Genomic DNA, 26,031 nt, shown 5'->3' on the forward strand with positions numbered 1-26,031 from the left:
CGCCGTCATGTCAGTGCACCTCGCTGCGCTGTCCGGAGCGCCAGCGCGGATCGTAGCCGCTGGTCAGCTCGTCCCGGTTGTGCCGCCACTTGGGTTCCTTGTTGACGGCCATGCTGGTGATGCCGCGCATCCGCCGGATGAAGGCGCCGTACGGCCGGATGATGACCGAGGAGAGGCTGCCTCCGGTGGGCTCGTCCATGAACGGCATGAAGGTGTCCGGGAAGCCGGGCATGGTGCAGCCGATGCAGATGCCGCCCACGTTCGGGCAGCCGCCGATGCCGGCCATCCAGCCGCGCTTGGGCACGTTGCAGTTGACCACCGGTCCCCAACAGCCCACCTTGACCTGGCACTTCGGCGAGTTGTAGTCCCTGGCGAAGTCGCCCTGCTCGTAGTACGCGGCCCGGTCGCAGCCCTCGTGCACCGTCTTCCCGAACAGCCACTGCGGGCGGAGCATGTGGTCCAGCGGCGGGGGCGGCGCCGAGCCCGCGGCGTGGTAGAGCACCCAGATCAGGGTCTCCATGAAGTTCTCGGGCTGGATCGGGCAACCGGGCACGTTGACGATGGGCAGGGCGCCCTGCGACTTGAAGTCCCAGCCCAGGTAGTCCGCGAGGCCCATTGAACCGGTCGGGTTGCCGGCCATCGCGTGGATGCCGCCGTACGTCGCGCAGGTGCCGACCGCGACGACCGCCCACGCCTTGGGCGCGAGCTGGTCGATCCACCAGTTGAGGGTGAGCGGCTCGCCGGTCTCCGGGTCGTTGCCGAACGAGGTCCAGTAGCCGTCGCCCTCGATGATGTTCTGATTGGGGACCGACCCCTCGATGACCAGGATGAACGGGGTCATCTCACCGCGGGCCGCCGCGCGGAACGGCGCGAGGTAGTCCTCTCCGCCCAGGCTCGGCGAGAGCACCTTGTTGTACAGGTTCACCTTCGGCAGCCCGGGGATGAGCCCGAGCACGACGTCCTCGATCGCCGGCTGGCCCGCAGCGGTCATCGAGACGGTGTCGCCGTCGCAGCTCATGCCCTCGGAGATCCAGAGGATGGAGATCTCGTCGAAGCCGTTGCTCTCCGGGGCCGGTTCGGGCATCCGGCTGACGCGAGTGGTACCGCTGTCGGTGGTCATGTGCTCGGCCTCCCCTGGAGACGGTCGCGGAATCGGTCGTAGGCGGCGGCCACCGGGCCGATCACCGTGAGCGCCGGCGGCTGGTCCGGCGCGTTCGGGTGCGGTCTGGTCGGGGCGCTGCGCTTGGCCTCGTCGATCAGCCGGCCCAGCTCGTCCAGGTCCTGCTGGGACACGTGCTCGCGCAGTTCGGGCATCAGCTCGCCCTCCTCCTCGCGCACGTGCTCCTCGATCTCCCGCTTGAGCTGGGTCATGAGGTCGCCCTCGCGATCGTCGCCTGCGGGCAGCTTGTCGAGGGCGAGCAGCAGCTTCTTGACGGCCAGGTGCTCGCTCAGGTGCTCGTCGATCTTCCGCGCGCCGTCCGGGAGGACCTTCCTGGCCATCGGATAGAACATCATCTCCTCGAGCGCCGCGTGCTTGGACAGCTCGCGGACGGCCAGCTCGATCACCCCGCGCCGCTGGGTCTCGGAGGCCGCGGCATGGTAGTCGCGGAACAGTTGCTCCACCATGCGGTGGTCGTGCTTCAACAGTTCGATGGCGTCCATCGCACCTTTCCTCGTCCGGGGCAGCGGCCCGCGGCCGCGGCTCGTCGGGGCGGACGTGACGAAGAGCCGGCGGCCCCGCGGGGCGGTGCCATGGCGCCGGAGGGTCGTCGACGGGACCGGCGGCATGCGGGCGCCCGCGGCGGACGCCGCCCGGCGCCGGGGCGGGCCGTCCGTCCCTGGACCAGGCTCGCACCGGCCGTCCGGGGCCGCGCGTTCTGCTGGGGCAGCGGAGTGACGAGCGGGCGCCGGCGCCGAGCCCCCGCGGGCCGCACCGGGCGGCACCCGAACCGGGCGGATCGCGCGGACGGTGCCGGCGGGTGTTTTCCTGTTCGCCGCGGGTGGCACCCGGGCTCCGGCGAGTGCGCGCGGGCGGTGCGTGAAACGGACGCCGGCGGCGCTCCCCACCGGACGGCCGGGGGCCGGACGAGGACCGGAACGGCGACGAGAGCAGGAGGCGACGATGCGTACACCGCGCGAGGACGGATCGTCGAGCGCTGCCCGGGTGAGCGAGGCCGCCGCCCGGCTGGGCCAGGACGCCGCGGAGCTGGCGCGCCGCGAGGTCAGGGCGATGCAGGGCGACCTCATGGCCGGGCTGCGCAGGTTCGAGGAGGGCGGAGCGCTGTTCGCGGGCGCCGGAGTGTGCGGCATCCTGGCGCTGTGGACGGCCCACGAGACCGTGCTGCGGGCACTGGAGTCGGTCATGCCGCGCGGCAGGGCCGCGGCGGTCCTGACATGTGTCTACGGCTCCGGCGCCGCGGTCCTCGCCCTGGCCGCGCGCGACCGGGTGAGCTCCGCCGCCGAGGCGGCCGCCGACGCCCTCGACAGGGAGGCGGACGACCTCCGCTCCGGGCCGCCGACGCCGGGCCCCCAACCGCCCGAGCCCGGCGCCTGAGCCGCGCGCCCGCGTCCCGGACGCGTTTCACACCGCACGCTCACACCTCGAAGCGACTGTCACACCTCGATGCCTTCGTCGCCTCCCTGCCCGGGTCACACCTCCTTCTCGGGCCAGCCGAGGAGCCTGGCGCCGATCACCGCGGTCTGCAACGTGTAGCGGTGCACGGGGTCGGACGGATCGGCGCCGGTCAGTTTGTGGATGCGCTCCAGGCGGTAGGTGAAGGCGCGGACGCTGAGACTGAGGCGACGCGCCGCCTCGGCCGCCGTGCACCCGGCATCGAAGTACGCGCTGAGCGTGTCCACCAGCGGCTGGGCGCCGCCGCGGGCGGTCCGCAGCGGGCCGAGGGTGTCCCGCACCAGATCGGCCATGGCCTGCCGGTCGCGGGTCAGCACGGGGTAGACCAGAAGGTCCGCGGCGCGCAGCACGGGCTCCTGGAGGTCGAGGCGTTCGGCCAGTTCGAGGGAGTTGAGGGCTTCCTCGTAGGAGTAGACCACTCCCCCGGCGCCCGGGTGGGGGCGTCCGATGGCGACCCGGCCGCCGTCGGTGGCGGTGCGGGCGTGGTTCGCGAAGAAGGCGAGGACGTCGTCCTGGTCGCCCGGGGCGACGCAGACCAGCCGGCCGTCCTTGGTGGTGAGCAGGATGCGGCGGTCACCGAACCGGCCGAGCAGCGCGGTCTGGACGTGCCGGGTCGCCGGGTGGGTGTCGTCGACCGGCCGCGCCCCCTGGGCGACCGCCACCGCGTGGGCGCGGGAGAAGAGCAGTCCGTAGCGCTCCGCCCGTTCCGCCAGCCGGCCGAGGTCGCTGCGCCCGTAGAGCAGGTCGTCGATGAACTCCCGGCGGTCGGCCTCCTCCTGGCGCATGGCGAACCGCTGGGCGCGCTCGTGTCCCTCGGCGAAGGCGTCGAGGGCCTGTTCGACGACGGCGAGGACCCGGTCGACCCCGGCGGCGGCCAGGGCGGGCGCGAACGCCCGGGTCTCGGACAGGTGCCGCCCCACGAGCCTGCGCAGTCCGTGACCCGCCTCCGCCGCCCGCTCCCCCTGGGCCCGAAGGGACTCCACTTCGTCACGGGTGAGCCGGCGGCCGGTGCCGCACACGTCGGCCAGGATCCGGGTGTACTCCGTCAGATACTCCTCGGGCGCCTCTGTCCGTGCCACAGACCCTCCCCAAGTCCTGATCGGTCACTGGCGTTTTCTTAACCCACGCCGGAGGGCAGTGCCAAACCCCGGGCCGAAATGAGCCGTTCCGTGCCGGTCCGCCCCCACCCGGAGTGATGCGGCGCACGCGCAGGAAGGGGGGTGCTCCGACGGCGCCGGACGGTTCGGCGAGGGATCCCGCCGCGCGGGTCGGGCATCGCCCGCCCGCCCCCTTCCGGCGCCCTGGAGCGGCTCCGGGGGCACCGCTTGATCGATCAACATGCCATGGGGTTAGCATATGAGCGCCACCTAGCTCGAAAGAGAGTTCAGTGACTGTCAACGACGACTCGTTCACCAACTGGAAGAACCGCGAGGAGATCGCGGAGTCGATGATCCCGATGATCGGGAAGCTGCACCGGGAGCGGGACGTCACCGTCCTGCTGCACAGCCGCTCCCTGGTGAACAAGTCGGTGGTGAGCATCCTCAAGACCCACCGGTTCGCCCGGCAGATCGCCGGCGCGGAGCTCTCGGTCACCGAGACGCTGCCCTTCCTGCGGACCCTCACCACGCTCGACCTCGGCCCGTCCCAGATCGACATCGGCATGCTGGCCGCGACCTACCGGGCCGACGACCGCGGTCTGTCGGTCGAGGAGTTCACCGCCGAGGCCGTCGCCGGCGCCACCGGCGCGAACAAGATCGAGCGACGTCAGGGGCGCGACGTCGTCCTCTACGGCTTCGGCCGCATCGGCCGTCTCGTCGCCCGGCTGCTGATCGAGAAGTCCGGCTCGGGCAACGGTCTGCGGCTGCGCGCGATCGTCGTCCGCGGCGGCGGCGAGCAGGACATCGTCAAGCGCGCCTCGCTGCTGCGCCGCGACTCCATCCACGGCCAGTTCCAGGGCACGATCACCGTCGACGAGGCGAACAGCACCATCGTCGCCAACGGCAACGAGATCAAGGTGATCTACGCCGACGACCCGACGTCGGTGGACTACACGGCGTACGGCATCAAGGACGCCATCCTCGTCGACAACACCGGCAAGTGGCGCGACCGCGAGGGCCTGTCGAAGCACCTGCGCCCGGGCATCGACAAGGTCGTCCTGACCGCTCCCGGCAAGGGCGACGTCCCCAACATCGTGCACGGCGTCAACCACGACACGGTCAAGCCGGACGAGCGGATCCTGTCCTGCGCCTCCTGCACCACCAACGCGATCGTGCCGCCGCTGAAGGCGATGGACGACGAGTTCGGGGTGAAGCGCGGCCACGTGGAGACGGTCCACTCGTTCACCAACGACCAGAACCTGCTGGACAACTACCACAAGTCCGAGCGTCGCGGCCGCTCCGCGCCGCTCAACATGGTCATCACCGAGACCGGCGCCGCCTCCGCCGTCGCCAAGGCGCTGCCGGACCTCAAGGCCCGGATCACCGGCAGCTCCATCCGCGTTCCGGTGCCCGACGTCTCGATCGCGATCCTCAACCTCCAGCTCGCCCGCGAGACCACCCGCGAGGAGGTCCTCGACCACCTGCGCGAGGTCTCGCTGACCTCGCCGCTCAAGCGCCAGATCGACTTCATCAGCGCGCCCGACGCGGTCTCCAGCGACTTCATCGGCTCGCGCCACGCCTCGATCGTCGACGCCGGCGCCACCAAGGTCGAGGGCGACAACGCGATCCTCTACCTGTGGTACGACAACGAGTTCGGCTACTCCTGCCAGGTGATCCGCGTCGTCCAGCACGTCTCCGGGGTGGAGTACCCGACCTACCCGGCGCCGGCCGTCTGATCCCGGCGCCCGGCCCGCCCACCGGCCCGGTTCCCCCGCGAGGGGGTGCCGGGCCGGTCCCGCGCCGGGCCGGGCCGGAGCGGGGCCCCGCGGGCCGGGTGTGTGAGACTGCGCGCATGATCCGTAGCGCGACCCCCGCCGACGTCCCCGTCATCCACACCCTGATCCGCGAACTCGCCGAGTACGAGAAGGCGCTCGACGAGGCCAGGGCGACCGAGGAGCAGCTCGGCGAGGCACTGTTCGGCGAGCGCCCGGCCGCCTACGCGCATGTGGCCGAGGACGCCGGCGGCGAGGTCGTGGGCTTCGCGCTGTGGTTCCTCAACTTCTCCACCTGGCGGGGGGTGCACGGCATCCACCTGGAGGACCTCTACGTCCGCCCCGAGGCCCGCGGCGGCGGCCACGGCAAGGCCCTGCTCACGGAGCTGGCCCGCATCTGCGCCGCACGTGGCTACGAACGCCTGGAGTGGTCCGTCCTGGACTGGAACCGCCCGGCGATCGACTTCTACGACGCCCTGGGCGCGCGCCCGCAGGCGGGGTGGACGGTGTACCGGCTGACCGACGGGGCGCTGGCCGCGCTGGGCCGGCGCGGCTGAGACCCACGGCCCGCGGCGGGGCGGCCCGGGCCGCCCCGCCGCGGGCTGTCCCGCACATGCCCCCCGACACCGTGCCCACGCACCGCGCCGGGTCCCTTCCCGGGCGGCGGGGCAGGGCCCCCGATGCGAAGATGTGCCGTGGGGGGTCCTGCCCGTTGATGGGGATGAAGGCATGGGCGTCAGCGGCGCGCCGAGCGGCGCACAACCGGTTGATCCGTTCGACACCACCTCCCCGGCCGTGGCGGTCGTCGACGCCGACGGACTGATCGCCCACTGGAGCCGGGGAGCGCGGGACCTGCTCGGCCACCGGGCCCGCGACGTGCTGCGGCGTCCGGCCGGCTCCCTGCTGGCGGACGGTGACGACGACGCCGTACTGGCCCGGCTGCGCTCGATCGAGCGGGGCTGGGACGGAGTGGTCACCGTGCGCCACCGTGCGGGCCACGCCGTCCGGCTGGCCGTCCGGGTGTGCCCGCTGGTCGCCGCCGACGGGGAGCGGGACTGGCTCGTCGTCGGGTGCCACGCGGCGGACCGGCGTCGGCGCGAGGGATACGAGGCGGTCGCGCGCGCCCTGCTGGAGCAGTCGCCGATCGGTGTGGGAGTCCTGGACCGGAGGCTGCGGTACCGGTGGATGAACCGGGCGCTGGCCACCATGGAGGGGTGCTCCGCGGGGGGCGAGGGGGCCCCTGCGGACGGGAGTCCGGCCGCCGCGGGCGATCGCTGCGGGACGGGCCCGGTGTCCCCCGTGGTGACCCGGCAGGCCAGGCAGGTGCTGGCCTCCGGACGGTCGCAGGTCACCCTCGAGCACACCCCGCCCCGCCGCGGGACGCCCCGCCGGGGACGGGCCGGGCACTCGAGACTGCGTTCCTTCTTCCCGCTGCGGGACCGCGCGGGACGGACGCTGGGCATCTGCTACGCCGCCCTGGACCTGACCGGCAGGGACCCGGCACGCGAACGGCTGGCGCTGCTGAACGCCGCCGGTGAGCACATCGGGACCACGCTGGATCTCGGCCGGACCGTGCGGGAACTGGCCGAGGTCCTGGTGCCGCAGGTGGCCGACTTCGTGACCGTCGACCTGCTGGACGTCGTACGGACGGATGAGTTTCGCACGGGCGAGCCGGCGGACGGCACGGCGATGCTGCGCCGCGCGGTCCGCCTGTCGATCCAGGAGGGCCGGCCCGAGACGATCGTCGCGGTCGGGGAACCCGCCCACTACCCGGCGCGCTATCCCCAGTACCGCTGCCTGACCACCGGGAGACCACTGTGCGAGGCCATCGGGGCCGGCACGCCCTGGCTCGCCGACGACCCCCGGCGCCGGCAGCAGCTGATCCAGCTCGGCGTGCACGCGCATCTGGTCGTCCCGCTGCGGGCCCGGGGCATCACCATGGGCGTGGTGACCCTGCTGCGCTGGAGGAATCCCGATCCGTTCGACGAGGACGACCTGCTGCTGGTCGAGGAGCTGGTGGCGCGGGCCGCGGTGTGCGTGGACAACGCCCGGCGCTTCGACCGCGAGCACCAGGCGGCGCTGACCCTCCAGACCAGCCTGCTGCCGCCGGCCCTGCCCGGGCACACCGCCGTCGAGGTCGCCCACCGCTATCTGCCGGCCGACGCCGAGGCGGGAGTGGGCGGTGACTGGTTCGACGTCATCCCGCTCTCCGGGGCCAGGGTCGCGCTGGTGGTCGGCGACGTGGTGGGCCACGGCCTGCACGCCGCGGCCAGCATGGGCAGACTGCGGGCCGCCGTGCACACCCTGGCCGATCTGGACCTGCCGCCGGACGAGTTGCTGGCGCACGTCGACGACCTCGTCCTACGGCTGTCGGACGAGGCGGAGGCGGCCGACCGGGGCACGGTGATCGGCGCCACCTGCGTGTACGCCGTCTACGACCCGATCGCGCGAAAGATCGTCGTGTCGCGGGCCGGGCACCCCGCCCCCGTGATCGCCCGTCTGAGCGAGCCCGTGGAGTTCCCCGACATCCCCGCGGGGCCGCCGCTCGGGCTGGGCGGGCTGCCGTTCGAGTCGGCCGAGGTGACGGTGGAGGAGGGCAGCGTCATCGCCCTCTACACGGACGGGCTGATCGAGGCCTCCGACCGGGACGTCGACGTCGGCATGGAACGGCTGTGCTTCACACTGGCCCACCCCGACCGGCCGCTGGAGGAGATCTGCGACGTCATGGTCCGCACCCTGCTGCCGGTCCGGCCGCGCGACGACGTGGCCTTCCTCGTCGCCCGGACCCATGTCCTCGGCTCCGGCCTGGTGGCGTCCTGGGATGTGGCCACCGAACCGTCGGCCGTGCACGTGGCCCGGGAGAACGTCACCGAGCAGCTGTCCCGGTGGGGCATGGAGGAGTCCGCGTTCACCACGGAACTGATCGTCAGCGAGCTGCTGACCAACGCCATCCGGCACGCGTGCGGCCCGATCGGGCTGCGCCTCATCCATGAGCACGCCCTGATCTGCGAGGTCTCCGACGCGAGCAACACCTCCCCGCACCTGAGGCGGGCGGGCAGCACGGACGAGGGCGGACGGGGGCTGTTCCTGGTCGCCCAGATAGCCCAGCGCTGGGGCACCCGGTACACCGGTTCGGGCAAGGTGATCTGGGCGGAGCTCCAGCTGCCCGGGGCCTGAGGGCCCGTGCGCGGCGGCGCGGGCGGCCCGGCCCCGCGGTGCGGGGCGCGGGCCGCCCGGGCGCTCAGCCGTCCGTCAGCCCTGACGCGCCTTGAGACGGGGATTCTTCTTGTTGACGACGAAGACCGTGCCCCGGCGGCGCACCACCTGCGCGCCCGGCTTGGACTTCAGCGACCGCAGCGACTTGCGTACCTTCATGTTCAGCGCTCCTCACGGAACAGGACGTGCCGGCCCGCCGCCGGGTCGTACTTGCGCAGGACGAGGCGGTCGGGGTCGTTGAGACGGTTCTTGCGGGTCACGTAGGTGACGCCCGTTCCGGCCGTGGACCTCAGCCGGACGACGGGACGCACGGTGCTGCGTGCCATGGGGTCCTCCTTTCGGCCGCTCCCGGGTTTGACCCGAGCATGCCGACCACTGGGGTCAACAGCGGTGGCGGGGGGCGCATTCCCGGGGCGTCCGGCGACCGGGAAGGGGGATCAGGCGGACATACCGGTCGCCCGTCGGTCGAGCCCGGTGCTAGAACTGGGAACATGGTCGGACGTTCCCGCCGGTCCCGTTCCCGGGCGGCACCGCCGTCCAACGGCCGGCGGGCCGGTGACGCGTCGCGTCCTCCGGGGCCGCGGCGCTCCGCGGGGCGCCGTCTCACGCCGTCCTCCTGGAACCTCGGCACGGTGGCCGCGCAGGTGTTCCTGCTCCAGGTGGTCGTCGTCCTGGTGCTCGTCGCGGCGGCTGCCACCGCCCTGGTCCTCCAGGGGCGCTACGACGGCGAGAACAGCGCCCGGGTGCGGTCGCTGGCCGCGGCGGAGGCGTTCGCGCACGCGCCCGGGACGATGCGCGCGCTCCAGTCGCCGCACCCCACGCCACTGTTGCAGCCGGCGACGGTGGAGGCGCAGGTGGGTTCCGGGGTCGACTTCATCACGGTGCTGAACAAGGACGGCGTGCGGCTCAGCGACACTCAGCCGCGGCTGATCGGCACCAAGTCCCAGGGTGTCGAGCGGGCCGCCGCGGGCGAGACGTTCACCGAGCGGTTCCACGGCGCGCCGTCCGACGCCGTGCGCGCGGTGGTGCCGGTGCTGGATCCGAGCCGGCGCGTGATCGGCATCGTCTCCGCGGGGATCCAGGTCGAGAACCTGGGGCGCCTGGTGGACAAGCAGGTGCCCATGGTGCTGGGTTCGGCGGCGCTGGCCCTCACGCTCGCCACGGGGGGCACCGCGCTGGTCACCCGGCGGCTGCGCCGCCAGACCCACGGTCTCGGCCCGGCCGAGATGACCCGGATGTACGAACACCACGACGCGGTGCTGCACGCGGTGCGCGAGGGAGTCCTGATCCTGGACGGCGACGGCCGGCTGCTGCTCGCCAACGACGAGGCGCGCCGGCTGCTGAGCCTCCCCGAGGACGCCGACCGGCGACACGTCAACGAACTCGGACTGGCCCCGGGGCTGGCCCGGGTGCTGGAGTCGGGCGAGGCCACCTCCGACGAGGTGTTCCCGGCCGGGGACCGGCTGCTGGCGGTCAACACCCGGCGGACCGCGCCCTACGGCGGCACACCGGGCCTGGTGGCCAGCTTCCGGGACACCACGGAGCTGCGGGCCCTGTCCGGCCGGGCCGAGGTGGCGCGGGGGCGCCTGACGCTCCTGTACGAGGCGGGCGTGCGGATCGGCACGACCCTGGACGTACGGCGTACCGCGCAGGAGCTCGCCGACGTGGCGGTCCCCGAGCTCGCGGACGTGGTCACGGTGGAACTGCTGGACACCGTGCTGCACGGCGAGGAGCCCACCGGAGCGATGAACCGGATGCGCCGGATCGCGCTGCGCTCCTCGCAGGAGACGCATCCGCTCCAGCCGGTGGGGGACCTCATCCAGTTCGTCGTCGCCGACACTCCCATGGTGGCGGCGCTGCGCCGGGGCAAGGCCGTGCTGGTACCGGATCTGCACACCGCCGAGGACTGGCGGGCCCAGGATCCGGACGGGGCACGCCGGGTGCTGGATTCCGGTGTGCATTCGCTGATCACGGTGCCGCTCAGGGCGCGCGAAGTGGTGCTCGGCATGGTCAACTTCTGGCGGGTGGCCGGCACCCCGCGGTTCGAGGAGGAGGACGTCGCGGTCGCCGAGGAGCTGGGGGCCCGGGCGGCGGTGGCGATCGACAACGCGCGCCGCTACTCCCGGGAGCACGCGATGGCCGTGACGTTGCAGCGCAGTCTGCTGCCCCGGGACCTTCCGGACCAGGACGCGCTGGAGATGGCGTGGCGCTATCTGCCGGCGCAGTCGGGCGTGGGCGGCGACTGGTTCGACGTGATCCCGCTCCCCGGGTTCCGGGTGGCGCTGGTGGTCGGCGACGTCGTGGGTCACGGACTGCACGCGGCGGTGACCATGGGCCGGCTGCGGACGGCGGTGCTGAACTTCTCCTCGCTGGACCTGCCGCCGGACGAACTGCTCGGACACCTCGACGAGATGGTGACGCGGCTGGACACCCAGACGGAGGACTCGGACGGGGAGGGCTCCCTGGTCACCGGGGCCACCTGTCTGTACGCCATCTACGACCCGGTGAGCGGGCACTGCGCCCTCTCCCGCGCCGGGCACGGCGTGCCGGCCGTGGTCGATCCGCTGGGCCGGGTCACCTACCCCGACCTGCCCCTCTCCCCGCCCCTGGGCGTGGGCGGACATCCGTTCGAGTCGGGCGAGCTGGACCTGCCGGAGGGCAGCCGGCTGATCCTTTTCACCGACGGCCTGGTCGAGGACCGCAGGCGGGACATCGACGAGGGGCTGGAGCGGCTCGCGTCGGCCGTCGCGCACCCGGACCAGACCCCGGAGGAGACCTGCCGGGCGCTGATGGAGACGATGCTGCCGGAGCACCCGAGCGACGACGTCGCCCTGCTGGTCGCCCGGACCCGGCTGTTCGACCCGTCCTGCGTGGGGGCGTGGGACGTGCCGTTCGACGTCATGGCGGTCCCCCGGGTGCGCACGGAGGTGAGCCGGCAACTGCGGGAGTGGGGGCTGGAGGAGTCGTCGTTCGCCACGGAGCTGATCCTCAGCGAGCTGCTCACCAACGCGATCCGCTACGGCGCGCCGCCGGTCCGGGTCAGGGTCCTGCTGGGCCGCACCCTGGTGTGCGAGGTCTCCGACGGCAGCAACACCTCGCCCCGGCTGCGGCGCGCGGCCACCACCGACGAGGGTGGGCGCGGCCTGTTCCTGGTCTCGCAGTTCGCGGAGCGGTGGGGCACCCGCTACGTGGCCAACGGCAAGGTGATCTGGGCGGAGCAGTCCCTGGGCCGCGCCCCCGAGCCGGACCCGAGCCTGCTGCTGGACGAGATGGCCTGGTGAGGGGCGGGCGGGCGGTCCGGCTGACGGCCTGGTGAGGGGCGGGCGTGGGCGGGCGGTCCGGCTGACTCCCGGCGGTCCGCACCGGCCCGCGTCGGCTCGCCATCAGACGTCGAGTCATATTACCGAACCGTAACCCAACGCGGGCTACCGCCGGTAACTGACTGCCGGGTAACTTCATGGAAGCCCACCCCCGCACCGTAAGGAAGCCGGTGGCCGACCGCGCCGCTTCTTCTTGACATGCACCCGTCATCATGCGGACCCGGGCCGCCGTTCCGGAGCGATGCCGTCTCCCCTGCCCGCCGCAGTCCCAGGAGGTTCCCCATGCCCCCACGCAGTTACCTGCTCGCCGCGGCCGTCACCGCGGTCTCCTGCCTCGGTCTGACGGCCCTGCCGGCCGCCGCGGCCACGGACGCCGCTCCGGTGGTGTCCCGGGGCGTCACGATCCCCGCGTTCTACGACCCGCCCGCCGAACTGCCGGCGGCCAACGGCGCGCTGGTCCGCAGCGAGCCGCTCCCGCTCGCCCTCAGCCTGTCCGGCACCGACGGACCGCTGCCCGGCCGGGCCACCCGGGTGATGTACAAGTCCACGGACACGGGCGGCCTGCCGGTCGCGGTCACCGGCGCCTACATCGAGCCGACGGCGCGCTGGAAGGGCGCCGGAGCACGCCCCCTGGTCGTCGTCGCGCCGGGCACCATGGGCCAGGGCGACCAGTGCGCGGCCTCCCTGGGACTGGAGCACCCGATCATCCTCAACGGTCAGACGATGTCGGTCGGTTACGAGGACCTGTCGATCTACCGGCTGCTGGCCGCGGGCACCGCGGTCATGGTCACCGACTACGTCGGCCTGGGCGCCACGGACAGGCTGCACACCTACGTCAACCGGGTCGACGAGGCGCACGCCGTGCTCGACGCGGCCCGCGCCGCCCACGCCGTCGAGGGCGCGTCCGTCACCCCGGACTCGCGCATCGGCCTGTACGGCTACAGCCAGGGCGGCGGCGCCACCGCGGCCGCCGCCGAACTGCAGCCGAGCTACGCCCCCGACGTCGCCCTGGCCGGCACCTACGCCGGCGCGCCGCCCGCCGACCTGACCGAGGTCACCAAGGGCATCGACGGCAGCGAACTGGCCGGCGCCCTGGGCTGGTCCCTCAACGGCTTCCTGCAGACCGACCCGGCGCTCAGGCCGATCGCCGAGGCGCACCTCAACGCCGCCGGCAAGGCCGCCCTGGCCGACCTGTCGACCATGTGCGTGGGCGACGCGCTCCTGAGCTACGGCTACGCCAGGAGCACCAAGTGGACGACCGACGGGAAGTCCCTCGGCGACATCATCGCCGCCACCCCCGCCCTGCGGGACTTCCTCGCCACCCAGCGGATCGGCACGCTGAAGCCGGCCGGCCCGGTGCGCGTGGCCACCGGCACCAGCGACAACCTGGTCCCGCACGGCCAGGCGCGGCAGCTCGCCGTCGACTGGTGCCGCAAGGGCGCCGACGTCACCTACAAGCCGGTCGTGCTGCCGAACGTGATCAGCCCCCTGCTCAACCACTTCGGGCCGCTGCTCTCCGACCAGGGCGCGGCCGTCTCCTGGCTGACCGACCGCCTCGCCGGCGAGCCGGCGCAGTCCGAGTGCGCGACGCTGCCGCTGCGGCTCTGACCGCCGGCGGCCGGCACCGGCGCCCGGGGGCCGCCCCGTCACGCGACGGGGCGGCCCCCGGGTGTCCCGGGCCCGTCAGACCGCGTCGCGGCTCCTGCGGCGCAGGGTCAGGTACGTGCCCGTGACGCCCGCGGCCAGCAGGGCGCAGGCCACCACCGTGACCGGGACTTCCGGGAAGGAGGAGGCGTCGGTGGCCGCGGCCGTGTTCTCCAGGCCCGGACCGGGCGTGATGCCGGTGGCGACCGGTGCCACGTGCCGGATCGGTCCCACGGACCTCACCGAGCCGTCGGCGTTCAGCAGGACCTGCTTGCCGTTGGGGTGACGGAAGTCGAACATCCCGTCGAGCGAGCCCGCCCCGGCGTCGAAGGAGTGGTCGCCGATGCGCCCGGTGCGCCAGTTGTCCTCGATGAAGCGGATGATCGACGTCTGGTCGGTCGGCGTGTGGTCGACCTCGTTGACCTTGCTGTACGGGGAGACGACCAGCAGCGGCTGGCGGGGCCCGGGGCCGCAGCGGTCCTGGTAGCCGCCGGACGCCCGGGGGCCGGCCTGGCAGGCGGGGCTGTCGGTGGCCTTGCCGTTGGAGCCCGCGGCGGTGTCGGTGGAGCCGTTGCGCACCTCGGCGTAGGCGTGGTCGTACCAGCCGTCGGAGTCGTCGTAGGCGATGACGACGGCGGTCGACCGCCACTGGGGCGAGCTCTGGATCTCGTTGATCCGGTCGACGAGGAAGTGCTGCTCGTCCAGCGGGTCGGAGTATCCGGCGTGGCCGTCCTGGTAGGCGGCCGCCTTGACGAAGCTGACCGCCGGGAGCCGGCCCGCCCTCAGCGCTGCGGAGAAGTCGGTCAGGTCGTAGTTGTGGTTGGCCTGCCCGGCGTGGCCGATCTCGGCGACGTCCTCGGGCGGCAGGTGGTGCGGATTGGCCGTGGACCTGTAGTACGCGAACGGGTTGTGGTGCGGGCTGTAGTCGACGACCGCGGCGCCGCCCACGTTGGTGTGCGTGGTGTCGCACTCGGCGTACTCGCCCCGCTCGCCGGTCCACGCGGCGGACGGCCGGAAGCCGCCCTGGAACCAGCCCCAGCTGACGTTCCGGGCGTTGAGCAGGTCGCCGATGTTGCGGCCCTTCATCACCGCGAGCGCGGCGGAGCTGGTGTGGTCCTTGCCCGAGCAGTCGTCGAAGGCCGGGTCCGGGTCGTTGATCATCGTGCCGACGCCGTCGGCGTCGGGCGACTTGACGGTGTACGGGTCGGGTGTCGCGGTCTGCTCGGGGTCCTCGGTGCCGGAGGCCGGGTCGACTGAGACGATCCCGTGCGTCTGCCCCGAGACCAGGTTGATGGCGCCGGGGGTGGACGGGCCGTAGGTCGAGCTGAAGGAGCGGTCGCCGAGGGCGTAGTGCTGGGCGTAGTTCCACAGACCGGTGACGGTGTTGCCGTCGTAGTAGTCCATGACCAGGCCCGGCTCGCCGAACAGGCCGCCGCTGCACCTGCCGACCTCGGTGTTCTCCACGTACTTGTCGGCCCTGCCGCCGTCGGCGGCGTACTGCTCGGGCCCGTAGGAGTGGTTCTGGTCGCAGGTCATGGCCTGTGCCGGGGTGAGCCGCTTGGGCGCGTACTGGTTGGGGTTCCTCGTCAGCAGCCCGGCGTGCGCCAGGGTGTCGATGTCCTTCGGCGTCTTCTTCGACGCGGTGAACCTCGTGCCGTCGGTGTTGGCGGCCTCCGGGTAGGTGGCGAAGTAGTGGTCGAAGGAGATGTTCTCGTCGAAGAGGACGACCACGTGCTCGATGGGCGTGGCCGTGCGGGTGTGGCCGGGCCGGCCGGCGGGCGCGGCCGCCTGCCCGGGGGCCGCGCCGCCCAGGACGGTGAGCGCCGCGGCGCCGGCCAGGGCCACAAGGCCCCGTATCACTGCTCGTCTTCCCCTGCGGGCCATGCTGCCTCACCCTCCGGACGGGATCGTGTGTGCCGCGTACGGCCTGGGACGCTCCGCCGGGCGGGCGGCGCGGTGGCGGAGCCATGATGGCGCGGAAGTGAACACCGGGGCAGGGCGGTCGAGCCGAATATTGACCGTGAATTGACCGAATGGCGCAGTGAGCCGTCCGTCACCGACCGGGACGACCGGGTCAGGTGAGCAGTCCGCGACCGTACCAGTCCGTGTCGTCCCGGACGCCGGGCAGGACGAAGAAGTAGCCGCCGCCGAACGGCTTGACGTAGTCGGCCAGGGGCTCGCCCGCGAGGCGACGCTGGATCGTCTCGAACTGGCGGGCGAGGTCCTGCTGGTAACAGCAGAAGAGCAGGCCCATGTCGAGGTTGCCGTTGCCGTCCATGCCCCGGTCGTAGTTGTAGGCCCGCCGGAGGATCCGCTGGTCCGCGGTGGTGGCGGTACGCGGGTTGGCGCGCCGGATGTGGGCGTCCAGCGGGACGACGTCGCCCTTGGGGTCCTCGGCGTAGTCCGGGACGTCGTGCTCGGCGTCGCCGTCCAGGGGGGCTCCGGACTCCTTGACCCTGCCGACCATCCGTTCCTGCTCGCCGAGCGAGACCCGGTCCCAGAACTCCACCAGCATGCGGATCAGCCGGACGGCCTGATAGCTGCCGCCGACGGCCCAGCCGGGCTCGCCGCTCCCCCGGCCCACCCACACCAGCCGGTCCATCTCCCGGGCGTCGCCGGCGTCCGGGCCGGCCGTGCCGTCCTTGAAGCCCAGCAGGTTGCGCGGGGTGCCGGACGGGCGGGGCGGGCTGGTGAAGCCGTCCATGCGCCAGCGGACCTGGAGTCCGCCGCGGGTGTGCCGGGCGATGTCCCGCAGCGCGTGCAGGACCGTGTCCGGGTCGTCGGCGTGCAGGTGCAGGCCGAGGTCGCCGTGGCACCAGTCCGGCCGCAGGTCGTCGTCGGGGAACGGGGGCATCGTCGTCAGACGGCGGGGGCGCAGTCGGCTCAGTCCGAACCGGTCGTCGAAGAGCGCGGCACCCACTCCCACGGTCACCGCCAGCGCGCCGGAGGGCAGCCGTCCGCCCAGCAGACCGGAGTCGGCGGGCGGACCGGTGACGCCCACCGGATCGGGCGTGCCGCCGGAGGTGAGGAACCGGGCGCGGGCGGTGAGGGTGCGCAGCAGCTCGGTGAGTCCGGCCCGGTCGCCCGCGGTGACGTCGAAGGCGACGAAGGCGCTGGACCGGCGCGGGGCGCCGAGCACCGACAACTGGTGCGGGCCGTGGAACGGCGCGAGGGCGGGCCCGGCCGGGCCGCAGCCGCCGCCCGCGCCGCTCTCGTCGCCCGCCGCCGGGCCACCGCTCGCCGCCGCGCCCGCGAGTGAGGCGCCGGCCAGAGCGGCACCGCTCAGGAACCGGCGCCGTCCCACTCCCGCGGCCCGGCCCCCGCGCTCCGCTCGCCCGGCCCGCCGCGCCTCGCGCTCCCCACCGGCTCCGTCCGGCCCCTCGGCCGCGCTCACGCCGTCCTCCGCGGGTCGCACAGGGTGGCCACCGGGGCCAGCCGCTCCACCAGGTCGCCGAGCGCCGCGTCGGTCCGCTCCCGCTGGGCCCGGCTCAGGCTGTCCAGTGCGTCCCAGCGGTCCCCGTGACGGAAGCCGTCGAGGAGGGCCCCGGCACGCCGCAGGCCCCGGTCCAGGCCCGGCAGATCTGCGTGGCGGGTGGCCAGCAGGGGACGCAGCCGGGACAGCACGGCCCGGGTGCCGTCGAGGTTGGCGCGGGCGGTGGCCAGGTTGCTGCCGCTGCCGTAGTCGGTGCGCCCGGTCAGCTCGAACTGCACCGTGTTCTCCAGGATCTCGTGGGCCCGCAGGCCGAGCTGGGCGGGGTCCATCCGGGTCCGCGACCACTCGTCGCGCAGCGCGGTGACGGCCCCGGTCAGGGCGGCGGCCGGGGCGCGCAGCGAAGGGGCGGACGCACCGTGCCACAGCCCGTACTCGATCCGGTGGAAGCCCGCGAACGAGGGGTCGCGGGCCCCTGCGGGCAGGCCGGCGTCGGTGCCGTTGATCCGGGCGTCGACGGCGCCGAAGGCGTCGTAGGCCGCCCCGAGCCGTTCGTACCCGAGATGCGCCGGCAGCCAGGCCGCACGGGCCCCGGCGAGGTCGCCGCGGTCGACCGCGGCGCGCAGCCGCCCGGTCAGTCGCACCACTTCGTCCAGGCCCTGGGCGACCCACTTCTGGTAGGCGATCGCCGGCGGGATCAGGTCGTGCTCGGTGACGGCCGCCGCGGCCGGCCCGGCCCGGCCCCGGCCGATGCGGACCGTGGGCCCGGTGACCGCGTCGGCGTCCTCGGGCACGCACCGGAACGCGTACGCGCCCTTGCCGAGACGGACGGTCAGCGACCGGGTGGCGCCCGGACCGATGCCCTCGGCCTCCGCGTACACGGCGCGGCTGCCGGGGTCCTCCAGGTACACCTCGGCGGCCCCGCCGGAGGTGTTGTGCAGCTCGAAGACCTGCGTGCCGGGCACCGCCCGGTCCCAGCCGCGGCCGCAGCGGCCGGGCGACACCTCGACGGTGGTACGGGGCGGTCCGTCCGGCGCGGCGCCCGCCTCGTCGAAGGCGTGCACGAGGGCCGGCAGGCAGGCCAGGCCGACCGCCAGCGACAGAGCGGCCGCGGCCCACGTCCGCGGCGACCGCACGCCTGGGCCGGACACCCGCATCGCGGACCTCCCCGGGTCGGGCCGTTGGTGAACGCCTCATGCTAGGCAACCGAGCGCGCTCGAACGGGCGTCCTGAGGAAAACGGCGGCCGGGAGTTCGCCGTCAGCTCACCGCCCCGCACGGCCTCCTGGCGCCCTGCCGCCGCTTCCGGGCCCTCCGACTCGGTGGCACCGCCCGCGGCGGCGGGAAGGACACCGGGGGCCGCTCCGACGTACGCCACCCCGGGGCGCGGGGCACGCGCCGTATGCCGCCGCCTCCGTGATGCGCGGTGCGGTCACCGCGGTGCACTGTGGAATGCGTGGGTTCCTGGCAGGGACGCTCCGCCGATCGCGCGTGGCCGTGGCAGTCGGGCCATGTGCCGATGCTGATCGCGGTCGCGCTCATCGTCCTCATCACCGTCTTCGATGTCGTGACCCCGGCCGACATCGTCCTCGGCCCGCTGCTGGTGATCGCGCCCGCGATCACCGCGTGGTACGAGGGCCCCTGGACGACGGGCTGCGTGGGGGCCGTGGCGGTGGCGGCGCAGGCGTTCATCGGCTGGCACTCCGGCCTGCTGTCCTCCCGCAACGTGATCGTCCAGTTGATCGCCCTGGCGCTGCTGTCCCTGCTGATCGTGGCGCTGTGCCTGGTCCGCGACCGGCGCCGGCGGGAGCTGGCGCGGGTGCGGACGGTCGCCGAGGCCGCCCAGCGGGTGCTGCTGTGGCCGCTGCCGGACCGGCTGGGCCCGCTGCAACTGGCCTGCCTGTACCTGGCGGCCGAGGACGAGGCGTCGATCGGGGGCGATCTGTACGCCGCGGCCCGCACGGACAGCGGGGCGCGTGTGCTGATCGGGGACGTGCGGGGCAAGGGGCTGCCCGCCGTCGGAGAGGCCGCCCTGCTGCTCGGCGCGTTCCGCGAGGCCGCCCACCACCACACCGCGCTGCCGGCGCTCGCCGCCTCCCTGGAGCGCAGCGTCACCCGTTACCTCGCCGACTTCGAGCCGGCGGAGGAGGCGGGGGAACGCTTCGTCACCGCGCTGCTGCTGGAGATCCCGGACGACGATCCGGTCATCCGGATGACGAGCTGCGGTCATGTGGCGCCCCTGCTGCTCGGTCCGGACCACCGGGTGACGGTGCCGGACCTGAGCCCCGCCCCGCCCCTCGGGATCGGGCTGACGGACCCGCGGGGCTCCGCCGTGGACGTGCTGCCCTTCGCTTCCGGTCAGACGCTGCTCCTCTACACCGACGGCGTCGTCGAGGCCCGCGATCACCACGGCGTCTTCTACCCGTTCGCGGAGCGGACCGCGCGGTGGACCGGCTGTCCGCCGGGCGCCCTGCTCGACCACGTCCAGCGCGATCTGCTCGCGCACACCGGTGGCCGCCTCGGCGACGACGTCGCCCTGGTCGCGATCCGCCGGGCCCCGGCCGGGCACGACGGGCACCGGACCGCGCACCGCGGCGACGGCCCGCCCTAGCCGGTACCGCGACAGGCGACGCGACGCCCGGCACGCCTCACCCCGGCGCTTCGAGCGGGGCCCCGGCGCACGCACCGGACGCGCTCCTCGACGGGCGGACGTCACCCTCCGCGGCACCAGTGGGCCGCCGCCGCTCAGGAGGCACGGCGCACGGCGACCACTCCGGTGGCGGTGCCCTGCCAGAACGTGCCGTCGGCCGTCGTGGTGCCGGTCATCTGCAACGGGTTGTAGAGGAGTCCCAGGCCCAGGTACCGGGTGGTGAGCGTCTCGCCCGTGGCGGGGTCCAGGACGGCGTAGTGGTACGCGGCGAAGGTGTTCGTGCCGGCCGAGGTGTCGGTCGGGCCGGTGACGGTGACCGTGTAGATCCGGCCGTCGGCCACCGACAGGCGGGGCAGGGCGGCGCTCTTGGTCCCGTTGCTCCAGACGAGGTGGCAGCCCTTGCCGTCCGCGTCGACGTCGACACGGGACAGACCGCCGGCGAAGGGCGCGGACGCGGGCCGGGAGGTTCCGGCGTCGTCGGGCAGCGCCGGGTACGGGTAGCCGTAGGTGGAGGTGACGAAGACGCTCCGGCCACTGCCGATCACGGCGTCCTCGGTGCCGTCGACGACCGGCAGCGTGCACACCTCCGATCCGTCGCGCCGGCGGATGACCAGGTTCTCCCGGCCGTCGGCGTTGTCAGTGATCGCGATGTAGTCGGTGCCGTCGCCGGGGCCGAAGTAGACCGCAGTGGCCCCCGTCCCCCAGGAGAGCTGGCCCGGCTTGCGGGCGGTGCCCCGGTCGTAGGCGCGGCGCCACTGGATGCGCGGGGCGCCGTCCGCGTCGGTGTCCAGCGCGTACAGGGCGTGGCTGGTGGTCACCGCCGTCTGGCCGGGAACGGTGGACAGGGAGTTCGCGACCGTCTCACCGGACGGCAGGGCGAGGGTGCGCACGCCGCCCGACGGGGTGAGGACGCCGACCGTGCCGCCGGGCGTGGCGAACCAGACGTTCCCCCGCCAGTCCGGGGCCAGGCCCACGACTCCGCCCCGGGCGGCCGCCCCCAGCGCGGCGGTGGAGTCGGCGCGAAGTTCCCAGGTTCCGGAGGAGGTGCGGTGGTGGCCGATGCGCAGCAGGTTGCCGTCGGGGTCGACGGTGACGAGCCGGTCCTCGTGGTCGAGGTAGGCGTAGACGCCGCCGAAGAGGCTGCCCTGCGGCAGGTCGAACGTGGCCAGCCGCTCGCCGTCGGCGGGATCGAGGAGGTACACGACCGGGTTGCGGCCGAAGATGCGGGTGCACAGGGCCACGAGGAGTCCGTCGCCGCCGGCCGTGACGGTCGGGCACGCCGACTGCAGGGCGGTGCGTTCGGCGGTGACCGGTGCGGTGCCCGTGCCCGCGTACGGCGTGGTGTCGGAGTTGGCGGTGTCACCGTGCATGGTGGCGGTGCCGGTGCCGGCGGTGTACGGGTTCGCCGGCGGCAGCGGCCCGTAGTCTCCGGCTCGGGCGGATGGCACGGTCGCGGCGAGCGCCGTCAGCACGAGGGCGGCGAGGGTGGTCCGGCTACGCATCACAGCGCCTTCCGAGTCGGGGGTCGGGGGTCGAGGTTCGGGAATCGGGGGTTTGGGATTCGGGAACACTGTGACCGTAGTGATCGAGCGTTGCGGTGTTGTTGCGGCAACGTGGCGGGCGTACCGGGTGTCCTGCCCCGGGGCGGCGGGCGTACCGGGTGTCCTGCCCCGAGGTGACGGACGCGCGCGTGCCGGGGCCCGGCGTGAACGGACACGCGAATGCCCGGGCCCGGCGTGACCCGCACGGGTGCCCGATCGAGCAAGTGCCCGACGGTCCAGGAGAGCCGATGGCCGGCGGCCCGGAAGAGTCAGGGCCCCACGGCCCCGGTGGGCCCGTTCGCGGCCCCGTCCGGGAGCCCGCCGGCGGCGGCCGCGCACCGAAGTGACGGCCCTGGTCGGGGAATACCACCAGACCCTTTCCAATATGATCACCAAAACTCGTATAGTGACCGTCAGTTGAGCACCACGTGTCACCTGTCACCAGCCAGGCCCTGCCCAAGGACCAGACCGAGGGCCGCCCTCGACCGAGCGGCGGCCGCCCGAGGATCCGATTGATGACCGCGCCCACGCCTCGCGGCGAGCGACCCACCGTCCGCACTCTCGCGCCCCTTCCCGCGCTCACCGCCGTCGTGTCCGTCGCCGCGGTGGCGTCGGCGGTCTCCGCGGCGCCCGCCTCGGTACGCGCCCCGCTCGCCTGGGGCACGGGCCTGGCGGCCGTCGTCCTGGTGGCCGCCGTGTTCCTCGCCGTCCGTGCCGCACAGACCGCCCGGATCGCCCGGCGTGAACTGCAGACGGCGCGGCAGGACGCAGAACGTCTCCGTGCCGAGCGCGGCCGGGTGTTCGAGGAGGCGCAGCGCGAGCGACAGCACCTGATCGACGAACTGGCCCGGCAGCGGGCGGAGTTCGCGGAGTCCTTCGCCCGGGAGCAGGCCCGCCTGGAAGGCGCCGGCGCCGACGAGCTCCACCGCCTCACGCGGGAGAACGCCCGCCTCACCGGTGAGCTGGAGCGCGCGGCCAAGGCGCGTGACGCCGCGGTCTCGGCGACGTCGAACGCGGCCGGCCGGATGCAGGCGCTGACCACCGCCATGCTCGCCGACCTGCGCGCGATGGAGGAGCGGCACACCGACGAGGAGGTCCTCGCCGACCTGCTCCATCTGGACCACCGCACCGCGCAGGCAGGCCGGCTCGCCGACTCGGTCGCCGTCCTCACCGGCTCGCGTTCGGGCCGCCGTTGGGCGCGTCCCATCGCGATGGAGTCCATCCTGCGCGGCGCGATGGGCCGCATCAGCGCCTACCGCCGGGTCCGGGTGCACGCGGCCAGCGAGACCGCCGTCGCCGGGCACGCGGCCGAGGGCGTGATGCACGCGCTGGCCGAACTCCTCGACAACGCCGCCAACTTCTCGCCGCCCACCTCCGAGGTGCACGTCTACGTCGAGGAGGTGCCGGCCGGGATCATCGTGTCCGTGGAGGACAGCGGGCTGGTCATGGGAGAGGTCCAGCTGCGCCGGGCCGAGCAGGCCGTCTCCGGCGACATCTCCGAACTCGGCGGGCTCACCGGCACCCGGCTCGGGCTGGCCGTCGTCGGCCGCCTGGCCCGCAAGTACGGTCTGAAGGTGTCCTTCCGGCCGTCCGCGCGGGGCGGCACGGGTGTGCTGATGCTGGTCCCGCAGGAGATCCTCACCAGCCCGGCCGACTCCCCGGCGCAGCCCGCGTCCCCGCCCGCCGGGACCGGCGGCGGGAGCGGACGGCAGGAGCGGCCCGCCCGGGCGGTGGCCGCGCCGCCCGCCGCCGTCCCCGACGCCGGTCCGGCGCCCGTGCACGGGAGCGCGCCGGACGGCAAGGAGGGCGACACCGCCGAGCACCCGGCCGGCCTGCCCAAGCGGCGTCGCGGCCGCACCCTCGCCGAGGCCGAACGCGCCCGGGCCGCGGCCCGCACGTCCGCGCCGCGCGACGCGGCCGCGGGCACGGACGCCAAGACCCGCGCCGCCCGCTTCGGCAGCTTCCGCCAGGCCGTGCGCGCCGCCGGCCCCGACCCCGCGACCCCGCCCGACCCGACCACCCGGCAGCACCCGGCCGAAGGCGACGCCGCCTCCCCGGCCGCGCCGACCGACCCCCAGCCCCACCCGTACGCGCACCCGGAAGGCGACACCACTTCATGACCGGCCAGACCACCGCCGACGACAAGCTCACCTGGCTCCTGGAGGGCCTGTTGGAGCGGACCCCGGGCGCGCGGCACGCGCTCGTGCTGTCCCGGGACGGACTGAAGCTGTGCCGCACCCCGGAGCTGACCGTCGACCAGGCCGACCAGCTCGCCGCGATAGCCGCCGGCATCCAGTCGCTCTCGCACGGAGCGTCCGCCGAGTTCGGCGACGGCAGCGGCGGCGTGCGCTCGGCGATGGCGGAGTTCTACGGCGGTGTGCTGTTCATCGTCGAGGCCGGCGAGGGCGCGCACCTGGCCGTCGTCACCACCGAGGACGCGGACGCCGGGCTCGTCGGGCACAACATGAGCGAGCTCGTGGAGCAGCTCGGCGAATACCTGACCGCCCAGCCCCGTACGTCATGAGCCGGCCCGGCAGGGACGACGCCCCGGACCGTCTCTACACCATCACCGGCGGACGCACCGGCACCGGCCCCGACAACCCCTTCGACCTGGTCACCCTGGTCGTCGCGGAGTCGGAGCCGGCTACGGGGATGCAGTCGGAGCACGCCGCGATCCTCAAGCTGGCCGAGTTCCCCACGGCCGTGGTGGAGATCGCCGCCGAGCTGCGGCTGCCCGTCAGCATCACCAAGGTGCTGCTGTGCGACCTCCTGGCGGCGGGCCGGGTCAGTGCCCGCCACCCGCGCAAGGCAGCCGTTTTCGACCCCGACATCCTGGAGCAGGTGCTCGTTGGACTCCGCAACCTCTGACGCGCGCACCCCCTTGGGTGCCTCCGCCGACAACGGTCTGAAGATCGTGGTCGTGGGCGGCTTCGGCGTCGGCAAGACCACGCTGGTCCGTTCGGTCAGCGAGATACGTCCCCTCAACACCGAGGAGACCATGACCCAGGCGGGCGAGACCGTCGACGACCTGCGCGGCGTGCGCGGCAAGTCCGCCACGACCGTCGCCTTCGACTTCGGCCGGATCACGCTGGACGCGCACAACGTGCTGTACCTGTTCGGCGCCCCCGGCCAGGAGCGGTTCTGGTTCCTGTGGGACCGGCTGTTCTCCGGCACGCTCGGCGCGGTCGTCCTCGTCGACACCCGCCGCATCGGGGACTCCTGGTACGCCATCGACCGTCTCGAGCACCACGGCACGCCGTTCATCGTGGCCTGCAACGACTTCGGCGGGCCGGCCCACTCGCACGCCGAGATCCGCGACGCCCTGGACCTCGACCCGCGGGTGCCGCTGGTGGACTGCGACGCCCGCTCCCGGGAGTCCAGCAAGCAGGTCCTGATCACGCTCGTGCAGCACCTGCAGAACCAGTACGCCGGCCAGGCCGCCGAAGCGGCCGTGCCCCGACAGGAGTTCGTGTGACCACCGACGCGGTGCCGCTCAGCGGCCCCCGGTTCCAGACCGAACCCGCCGACCTGTACCGGGAGATGCGGCGTGAGCACGGGGCCGTCACCCCGGTGCTGCTCGACGGCGACGTACCGGCCTGGCTGGTGCTCGGCTACCGGGAGCTGCACCAGGTCACCGGCGATCCGGTGCTGTTCAGCCGCGACTCCGACCTGTGGAACCAGTGGGAGAACATCCCCGACGACTGGCCGCTGCTGCCCATGATCGGCCGCAAGCAGCCGTCCATCCTCTACACGGTCGGCGAACGGCACCGTGAGCGCGCCGCGATGCTCTCGGGCGCGCTGGAGGCGGTCGAGGCGTCGGAACTGCGCCGTCACTCCGAGCGGTTCGCCGACGAGCTGATCGACGCGGTCTGCGCCGAGGGCCGTGCCGACCTGATCGCCGACTACGCGATGCTGCTGCCGGTGCGGGTCCTGGCCCGGCTGTACGGGTTCGCCGACGAGGAGGGGCCGGCGCTGGTCACCGCCCTCAACGACATGATCGACGGCCGGGAGCGGGCGATCGCGGGCCAGACGCATCTGGCCGTCTCCATGGCGCAGTTGCTCGCCGACCGCGGCGCACGCCCCGCCGACGACGTGGCCTCCCGGATGCTGGCCGACCCCAGCGGGTTCAGCGACGAGGAGATCGCCCAGGACCTGATGGTGATGATGGCGGCCGGGCACCAGCCGACCGCCGACTGGATCGGCAACTCGCTGCGGCTGATGCTGACCGACGAGCGGTTCGCCGCGTCCCTGTTCGGCGGCCGCAACAGCGTCGCCGACGCCATGAACGAGGTGCTGTGGGAGGACACCCCCTCGCAGAACATCGCCGGGCGCTGGGCGTCCCGCGACACCCAGCTCGGCGGCCGCCGCATCCGGGCCGGCGATCTGGTGCTGCTCGGTCTGCAGGGGGCCAACTCCGACCCGCAGGTGCGCACCCACGGCTCCGCACTGACCGGCGGCAACAACGCGCACTTCTCCTTCGGTCACGGCGAGCACCGCTGCCCGTTCCCCGCGCAGGAGATCGCCGAGGTGATCGCGCGGACCGGCATCGAGGTGGTGCTCGACCGGCTTCCGGACATCGACCTGGAGGTGCCCGCGGCCTCCCTCACCCGGCGTCCCTCGCCCTGGCTGAGGGGACTGACCGCACTGCCCGTCCGGTTCACCCCGGTACCCGTGCTCTGACCCTTCGCCGCCCCGGCCGGCCAGTTCCGTGCCGGGGCCGGGGGTCGCTC

Annotated in this window: 21 protein-coding genes; 12 read left to right on the forward strand and 9 right to left on the reverse strand. The window is 73.7% G+C overall.

Annotated features, from left to right (window positions below; all coding sequences use genetic code 11):
• Positions 1–10: 10 nt before the first annotated feature.
• Both ACF061_RS36770 and ACF061_RS36775 read right to left on the reverse strand, forming a co-directional pair.
• Complete coding sequence (locus ACF061_RS36770; protein WP_392271368.1) at positions 11–1,120, reverse strand: hydrogenase expression protein HypE; 1,110 nt, start codon at positions 1,118–1,120, stop codon at positions 11–13.
• Complete coding sequence (locus ACF061_RS36775; RefSeq protein WP_392271369.1) at positions 1,117–1,662, reverse strand: hemerythrin domain-containing protein; 546 nt, start codon at positions 1,660–1,662, stop codon at positions 1,117–1,119. The genes ACF061_RS36770 and ACF061_RS36775 overlap by 4 nt, the downstream gene beginning before the upstream one ends.
• A gap of 460 nt (positions 1,663–2,122) precedes the next feature.
• Here ACF061_RS36775 and ACF061_RS36780 point away from each other — a divergent pair, with 460 nt between their 5' ends.
• Positions 2,123–2,554: a phage holin family protein gene (locus ACF061_RS36780; RefSeq protein ID WP_392271370.1), complete on the forward strand. Its 432-nt coding sequence runs from the start codon at positions 2,123–2,125 to the stop codon at positions 2,552–2,554.
• A gap of 95 nt (positions 2,555–2,649) precedes the next feature.
• Here the strand turns inward: ACF061_RS36780 and ACF061_RS36785 are convergent, their stop codons facing one another.
• Entirely contained in the window at positions 2,650–3,711 is a 1,062-nt protein-coding gene (locus tag ACF061_RS36785; RefSeq protein ID WP_392271371.1) for a PucR family transcriptional regulator, read from the reverse strand.
• Positions 3,712–4,019: 308 nt separating this feature from the next.
• Between ACF061_RS36785 and ACF061_RS36790 the strand changes: the two genes are divergently transcribed.
• The 3 genes from ACF061_RS36790 to ACF061_RS36800 all read left to right on the forward strand — a co-directional run bounded on the left by ACF061_RS36790 (position 4,020) and on the right by ACF061_RS36800 (position 8,678).
• On the forward strand, positions 4,020–5,465 hold the full coding sequence (locus ACF061_RS36790; protein ID WP_392271372.1) for a glyceraldehyde-3-phosphate dehydrogenase: 1,446 nt from the start codon (positions 4,020–4,022) through the stop codon (positions 5,463–5,465).
• Between the two features lie 116 nt (positions 5,466–5,581).
• Positions 5,582–6,058 (forward strand): GNAT family N-acetyltransferase, encoded by a 477-nt coding sequence (locus ACF061_RS36795; RefSeq protein WP_392271373.1) that lies wholly within the window; start codon positions 5,582–5,584, stop codon positions 6,056–6,058.
• Positions 6,059–6,230: 172 nt separating this feature from the next.
• Positions 6,231–8,678, forward strand: a complete 2,448-nt coding sequence (locus ACF061_RS36800; RefSeq protein ID WP_392271374.1) for a SpoIIE family protein phosphatase — start codon at positions 6,231–6,233, stop codon at positions 8,676–8,678.
• A 75-nt stretch (positions 8,679–8,753) separates the two neighbouring features.
• On the opposite strand, the gene ykgO is transcribed toward ACF061_RS36800, so the two are convergent.
• Both ykgO and rpmG read right to left on the reverse strand, forming a co-directional pair.
• Positions 8,754–8,876 (reverse strand): type B 50S ribosomal protein L36, encoded by a 123-nt coding sequence (gene ykgO / locus ACF061_RS36805; protein WP_392271375.1) that lies wholly within the window; start codon positions 8,874–8,876, stop codon positions 8,754–8,756.
• A gap of 2 nt (positions 8,877–8,878) precedes the next feature.
• Positions 8,879–9,043 (reverse strand): 50S ribosomal protein L33, encoded by a 165-nt coding sequence (gene rpmG / locus ACF061_RS36810; protein WP_392271376.1) that lies wholly within the window; start codon positions 9,041–9,043, stop codon positions 8,879–8,881.
• Positions 9,044–9,208: 165 nt separating this feature from the next.
• Between rpmG and ACF061_RS36815 the strand changes: the two genes are divergently transcribed.
• A complete protein-coding gene (locus tag ACF061_RS36815; RefSeq protein WP_392271377.1) occupies positions 9,209–11,998 on the forward strand; it encodes a SpoIIE family protein phosphatase in 2,790 nt (929 codons plus the stop codon).
• Between the two features lie 321 nt (positions 11,999–12,319).
• The gene (locus ACF061_RS36820; protein WP_392271378.1) at positions 12,320–13,645 is read left to right on the forward strand and encodes a lipase family protein; all 1,326 of its coding nucleotides are present in this window, start codon (positions 12,320–12,322) and stop codon (positions 13,643–13,645) included.
• A 75-nt stretch (positions 13,646–13,720) separates the two neighbouring features.
• Here ACF061_RS36820 and ACF061_RS36825 read toward each other — a convergent pair whose 3' ends face one another.
• The 3 genes from ACF061_RS36825 to ACF061_RS36835 all read right to left on the reverse strand — a co-directional run bounded on the left by ACF061_RS36825 (position 13,721) and on the right by ACF061_RS36835 (position 18,268).
• A complete protein-coding gene (locus ACF061_RS36825) occupies positions 13,721–15,565 on the reverse strand; it encodes a phospholipase C (RefSeq protein WP_392271379.1) in 1,845 nt (614 codons plus the stop codon).
• Between the two features lie 190 nt (positions 15,566–15,755).
• Positions 15,756–16,985 carry an iron uptake transporter deferrochelatase/peroxidase subunit gene (gene efeB, locus ACF061_RS36830; protein ID WP_392271420.1) on the reverse strand — a complete coding sequence of 410 codons (1,230 nt, stop codon included), beginning with the start codon at positions 16,983–16,985 and terminating at the stop codon, positions 15,756–15,758.
• 86 nt (positions 16,986–17,071) lie between these two features.
• Positions 17,072–18,268 carry an EfeM/EfeO family lipoprotein gene (locus ACF061_RS36835; RefSeq protein WP_392271380.1) on the reverse strand — a complete coding sequence of 399 codons (1,197 nt, stop codon included), beginning with the start codon at positions 18,266–18,268 and terminating at the stop codon, positions 17,072–17,074.
• Positions 18,269–18,566: 298 nt separating this feature from the next.
• Here ACF061_RS36835 and ACF061_RS36840 point away from each other — a divergent pair, with 298 nt between their 5' ends.
• The gene (locus ACF061_RS36840) at positions 18,567–19,721 is read left to right on the forward strand and encodes a PP2C family protein-serine/threonine phosphatase (protein ID WP_392271381.1); all 1,155 of its coding nucleotides are present in this window, start codon (positions 18,567–18,569) and stop codon (positions 19,719–19,721) included.
• A gap of 134 nt (positions 19,722–19,855) precedes the next feature.
• Here ACF061_RS36840 and ACF061_RS36845 read toward each other — a convergent pair whose 3' ends face one another.
• Positions 19,856–21,262: a hypothetical protein gene (locus ACF061_RS36845; protein WP_392271382.1), complete on the reverse strand. Its 1,407-nt coding sequence runs from the start codon at positions 21,260–21,262 to the stop codon at positions 19,856–19,858.
• A gap of 554 nt (positions 21,263–21,816) precedes the next feature.
• Between ACF061_RS36845 and ACF061_RS36850 the strand changes: the two genes are divergently transcribed.
• The 5 genes from ACF061_RS36850 to ACF061_RS36870 are packed head-to-tail and all read left to right on the forward strand — an operon-like array spanning position 21,817 to position 25,981.
• Complete coding sequence (locus ACF061_RS36850) at positions 21,817–23,421, forward strand: ATP-binding protein (protein ID WP_392271383.1); 1,605 nt, start codon at positions 21,817–21,819, stop codon at positions 23,419–23,421.
• Positions 23,418–23,825, forward strand: coding sequence for a roadblock/LC7 domain-containing protein (locus tag ACF061_RS36855; RefSeq protein WP_392271384.1), 408 nt, complete (start codon positions 23,418–23,420; stop codon positions 23,823–23,825). The genes ACF061_RS36850 and ACF061_RS36855 overlap by 4 nt, the downstream gene beginning before the upstream one ends.
• On the forward strand, positions 23,822–24,169 hold the full coding sequence (locus ACF061_RS36860) for a DUF742 domain-containing protein (protein WP_392271385.1): 348 nt from the start codon (positions 23,822–23,824) through the stop codon (positions 24,167–24,169). Before ACF061_RS36855 ends, ACF061_RS36860 begins: the two co-directional genes overlap by 4 nt.
• Positions 24,150–24,776 (forward strand): ATP/GTP-binding protein, encoded by a 627-nt coding sequence (locus ACF061_RS36865; protein WP_392271386.1) that lies wholly within the window; start codon positions 24,150–24,152, stop codon positions 24,774–24,776. The genes ACF061_RS36860 and ACF061_RS36865 overlap by 20 nt, the downstream gene beginning before the upstream one ends.
• Complete coding sequence (locus ACF061_RS36870; RefSeq protein ID WP_392271387.1) at positions 24,773–25,981, forward strand: cytochrome P450; 1,209 nt, start codon at positions 24,773–24,775, stop codon at positions 25,979–25,981. The genes ACF061_RS36865 and ACF061_RS36870 overlap by 4 nt, the downstream gene beginning before the upstream one ends.
• Positions 25,982–26,031: the final 50 nt, after the last annotated feature.

Origin of the sequence: Streptomyces sp. NPDC015220 (assembly GCF_043079345.1) — a bacterium.
Taxonomy (GTDB): domain Bacteria; phylum Actinomycetota; class Actinomycetes; order Streptomycetales; family Streptomycetaceae; genus Streptomyces.

Excerpts from the sequence above, each read along its gene's own strand:
- ykgO (WP_392271375.1), bottom strand. The coding sequence starts at position 8,876 with ATGAAGGTACGCAAGTCGCTGCGGTCGCTGAAGTCCAAGCCGGGCGCG.
- ACF061_RS36770 (WP_392271368.1), bottom strand. The coding sequence starts at position 1,120 with ATGACCACCGACAGCGGTACCACTCGCGTCAGCCGGATGCCCGAACCG.
- ACF061_RS36860 (WP_392271385.1), top strand. The coding sequence starts at position 23,822 with ATGAGCCGGCCCGGCAGGGACGACGCCCCGGACCGTCTCTACACCATC.
- ACF061_RS36795 (WP_392271373.1), top strand. The coding sequence starts at position 5,582 with ATGATCCGTAGCGCGACCCCCGCCGACGTCCCCGTCATCCACACCCTG.
- ACF061_RS36800 (WP_392271374.1), top strand. The coding sequence starts at position 6,231 with ATGGGCGTCAGCGGCGCGCCGAGCGGCGCACAACCGGTTGATCCGTTC.
- ACF061_RS36845 (WP_392271382.1), bottom strand. The coding sequence starts at position 21,262 with ATGCGTAGCCGGACCACCCTCGCCGCCCTCGTGCTGACGGCGCTCGCC.
- ACF061_RS36780 (WP_392271370.1), top strand. The coding sequence starts at position 2,123 with ATGCGTACACCGCGCGAGGACGGATCGTCGAGCGCTGCCCGGGTGAGC.
- ACF061_RS36825 (WP_392271379.1), bottom strand. The coding sequence starts at position 15,565 with ATGGCCCGCAGGGGAAGACGAGCAGTGATACGGGGCCTTGTGGCCCTG.
- ACF061_RS36775 (WP_392271369.1), bottom strand. The coding sequence starts at position 1,662 with ATGGACGCCATCGAACTGTTGAAGCACGACCACCGCATGGTGGAGCAA.
- ACF061_RS36815 (WP_392271377.1), top strand. The coding sequence starts at position 9,209 with ATGGTCGGACGTTCCCGCCGGTCCCGTTCCCGGGCGGCACCGCCGTCC.
- ACF061_RS36855 (WP_392271384.1), top strand. The coding sequence starts at position 23,418 with ATGACCGGCCAGACCACCGCCGACGACAAGCTCACCTGGCTCCTGGAG.
- ACF061_RS36820 (WP_392271378.1), top strand. The coding sequence starts at position 12,320 with ATGCCCCCACGCAGTTACCTGCTCGCCGCGGCCGTCACCGCGGTCTCC.
- ACF061_RS36850 (WP_392271383.1), top strand. The coding sequence starts at position 21,817 with ATGACCGCGCCCACGCCTCGCGGCGAGCGACCCACCGTCCGCACTCTC.
- ACF061_RS36835 (WP_392271380.1), bottom strand. The coding sequence starts at position 18,268 with ATGCGGGTGTCCGGCCCAGGCGTGCGGTCGCCGCGGACGTGGGCCGCG.
- rpmG (WP_392271376.1), bottom strand. The coding sequence starts at position 9,043 with ATGGCACGCAGCACCGTGCGTCCCGTCGTCCGGCTGAGGTCCACGGCC.